The 3,404-nt window shown below is 66.5% G+C and carries 3 protein-coding genes; 1 reads left to right on the forward strand and 2 read right to left on the reverse strand.

Going from position 1 to position 3,404, the window contains the following annotated elements:
• A partial coding sequence (locus ENN83_RS11445; protein ID WP_287187154.1) for a helicase-related protein occupies positions 1–2,362 on the reverse strand: 2,362 nt, incomplete at its 3' end.
• A 21-nt stretch (positions 2,363–2,383) separates the two neighbouring features.
• Positions 2,384–2,938: a tetratricopeptide repeat protein gene (locus ENN83_RS11450; protein WP_287187156.1), complete on the reverse strand. Its 555-nt coding sequence runs from the start codon at positions 2,936–2,938 to the stop codon at positions 2,384–2,386.
• Positions 2,939–3,011: 73 nt separating this feature from the next.
• Here ENN83_RS11450 and ENN83_RS11455 point away from each other — a divergent pair, with 73 nt between their 5' ends.
• The gene (locus ENN83_RS11455; protein ID WP_287187158.1) at positions 3,012–3,299 is read left to right on the forward strand and encodes an SCP2 sterol-binding domain-containing protein; all 288 of its coding nucleotides are present in this window, start codon (positions 3,012–3,014) and stop codon (positions 3,297–3,299) included.
• Positions 3,300–3,404: the final 105 nt, after the last annotated feature.

Consider the following 3,404-nt stretch of genomic DNA (forward strand, 5'->3'; position numbering starts at 1 on the left):
CGCCGCGCGCGGCGCTGTAGCCCAGACCCCGCATCAGGTCGGCGAACTGTTCCAGCGTGGTGCCGGTGATCGAGAGCATGTCGGGTTTTGCCTCGAAGCCGCCCCGGGTATCCTCGGCGCGCAACAGATCGGCAAGCCGTTCCAGCATGTCGATGCGGATCGCCCGCGTGCCTGCCGGGCGGTAGCCCGCCAGTATGTAATGCTCGACCGGCACCGCCTCGATAGAGGGGATCGTCACCAGACCGGGCGGCGGGCTTTCGGGGAACTCGTCCAGCCCCCGATGCAGCGACCACAGCACCAGCCGCAGCCGCGTCGGCGCGGGTTTCAGCAGAAGCGGCATGAAGATCGTGAACTGGCCAAAGCGGATGCCGTGCTTGCGCAACGCGCCGCGGCTTTCCTGGTCCAGTTCCTTGACCTCCTGGACGACGCCATCGCGCGGCAGGATTCCCATCGCCTCGACCAGACGGAAGGCGAAGCCGCGGGTCAGTCCGGTCAACGCCTCGTCGCGCTGCAGGTTCAAGAGCGGCTCGAACAGGGTCGCCACCCGGCGGTCGATGAAATGCTGAAGTCGGCGGCGGATCTTCTCGGTCACCTCGACACCGGCCTCTTCATCGACGAAGGGCTCGACCATGGGTTTCAGCGGATCGGCGCCTGCCAGCAACTTGCCCACGGCATCGTTGCCCCACACCAGCCCGCCCTGCTCGGTGAAATCGAACTCGGTATCGGGCGAATTGTAGAAGCGGTCGGCGCGCAGGTGGAATTCCGGGCCCAGAGCCGCCAGCGCCGCCTGGCGCAGCATGCGCGCCTCGTCCGGGCTGGCCGAGGCATCCTGGCGGAACCGGAAACCCTCCAGACGGCCGACGAACTGCCCCTCGACCGTCACTTCACCCTTGTCGTTCACCTCGGCCACAAGGCTCTCCTTCTGCCTCAACCGGCGAAGGAGAACGCTCGTCCGCCGGTCAACAAATCTCTGCGTCAGCGCGCCATGCAGCGCGTCGGACAGGCGGTCTTCTACCGCGCGGGTGAGGCCCCGCCAATGGCCTTCGTCCGCGACCCAGCCCGATCGCTGCGCGACATAAGTCCACGTCCGGATATAGGCCAACCGTTTCGAAAGCGTGTCAATGTCGCCGTCTGTCCGGTCGATTCGCTTGACCTGACGCGCCAGCCAGTCGTCGGGCACCCGCCCGCCCTGGTGCAGGAAACCGAAGATGCGTTCCAGAAGGCCGGTATGTTCGACCGGGGAAATGCCGCGGAAATCCGGTATCCGGCAGACATCCCACAGAAGTTTCACGTCGCGCGCATCCCCAAGGCGGTCGCGCAGATCGGGCAGCGCCGAAAGCGTCTTGAGCGCGTGCAGATCGTCGGCCTCGCGCCCGCGGGTCAGCCATTCGCCCGCGGGGCGCGCCTCGAGCGCGGCGATCAGCCGCTCGGGGCTGATGAAATCCAGCCTGGAATTGCGCCATTCCAGCTTGCGCACCGGGGCAAAGCGGTTCTCGACGATGGCCTCGGCGACCTCCGCATCGAGCGGGCGCGCCTCGCCGGTGACGCCGAACGTGCCGGGCTGGGTGTGCCGCCCCGCGCGGCCCGCGATCTGGGCCAGTTCGTTCGGTAGCAGGGGCCGCATCCGGCGGCCGTCGAACTTGGCCAGGCTGGAGAATGCGACATGCTTGATGTCGAGGTTCAGTCCCATCCCGATGGCGTCCGTCGCCACCAGGTAATCCACATCGCCATTCTGGTAAAGCTCGACCTGGGCGTTGCGGGTGCGCGGGGAAAGCGCCCCCATCACCACCGCGCAGCCGCCCTTCTGGCGGCGGATCAACTCGGCGATGGCATAGACGTTCCCGACCGAAAACCCGACGATGGCCGACCGCGGCGGCATCCGGCTGATCTTTTTCGAGCCGGTGTAGGACAGATCCGAGAACCGCTCGCGCCGCATGAATTGCGCGCGCGGGATCAGCGCAGCGATGGCGCTGCGCATCGTGTCGGCGCCCAGGAACAGCGTCTCGTGCAGCCCGCGCGCGTTCAGCAGCCTGTCGGTGAAGACATGGCCGCGCTCGGGATCGGCGCAAAGCTGGATCTCGTCCACCGCCAGGAAATCGGCCCCCGTGCCCACCGGCATCGCCTCGACCGTGCAGACCCAGTATTGCGCGCGATCCGGTACGATCCGTTCCTCGCCGGTGACCAGCGCCACCACGGACGGCCCGCGCAAGGAAACGATCCGGTCATAGACCTCGCGCGCCAGAAGCCGAAGCGGCAGGCCGATCACACCCGTCCGGTGCGCCAGCATGCGCTCGATCGCGTAATGGGTCTTGCCGGTATTGGTCGGCCCGAGGACCGCAACGACCCTCGCCTGATCTGACATCTTCTGCCCTTTCGCCCAGCCTCAGAGCGTGCGGCCAGAGGTCAGCAACTCCAGCCGCTCGACGGCTCGTTCTAGGTCGGGATCGTGGGGATGTATAGCGCGGGCTGCCAGATAGGCGTCGCGGGCCGCCTCAAGCTGCCCGGTCTCCTCGAGAATCGCGCCAAGCCCCGAAAGCGCGCCGAAATGGCGCGGGTTGAGTTCCAGCGTGCGCGCCAGATCGGCAATGGCGGGCCCGTAAAGCCCGGCCCGGAAATAGGCCAGCGCGCGCGCATTGTAGCCTTCGGCGAAGTCCGGCGCATGGTCGGTCAGCGCGGTGAGATGCGCAATCGCGGTCTCGAACGCGCCCGCCGTGATCGCCTCGCGCCCGCGCTTGAGCAGCAGATCCATCGAAGGCGAGCCGGATCTCGCCCATTCGTCCCAGATCTCGCGCTCGACCTGTTTCCAGTTCGGCAGATCGGGTCGCTGCAACTCGTCCAGAAGCGCGCCCGCCCGGTCGTCTTCCGCCCAGGCGGTGACCGAGAGGCAGAATGCTGCGCAAATTGCCGTGACGAGAGGATTGAGAATGTTCCACCGCATGCCCATAACGAAGCAGACTAGATCAACCAGCGGGAAAAGCGATATCCCCCGCATTCACGATCGGAGGATTTCCATGAGCGACGTGATGGAAAAGGCAGTCGAGACCCTGAACGCTAAGATCGACGGGGGCTTCGACGGCGTCGCCAAGTTCGTGATCGAGGACGAGGGCGCGATCATCGTCGATTCCGAGGGGGCCCATGCCGCCGACACGCCCGCCGAGGTGACACTGACCGCCTCGCTCGACACGTTCCGCGACATGATGGAGGGCGATCTGAACCCGACCTCGGCCTTCATGACGGGCAGGCTGCGGATCGAGGGCGACATGGGCAAGGCGATGCAGCTTGCTCATATCTTCACCTGATCGAGCGCAAGAAAACGATGGACCGCGCGCCCTTTCACAACGACATCGCCGAAGGCCCCGGGGACGCCGTCGCGTTCTGGGCCCTGGCCCCTGACGGAGTCCGCG

Source organism: Rhodovulum sp. (assembly GCF_011048875.1).
Lineage (GTDB): Bacteria > Pseudomonadota > Alphaproteobacteria > Rhodobacterales > Rhodobacteraceae > Rhodovulum > Rhodovulum tesquicola.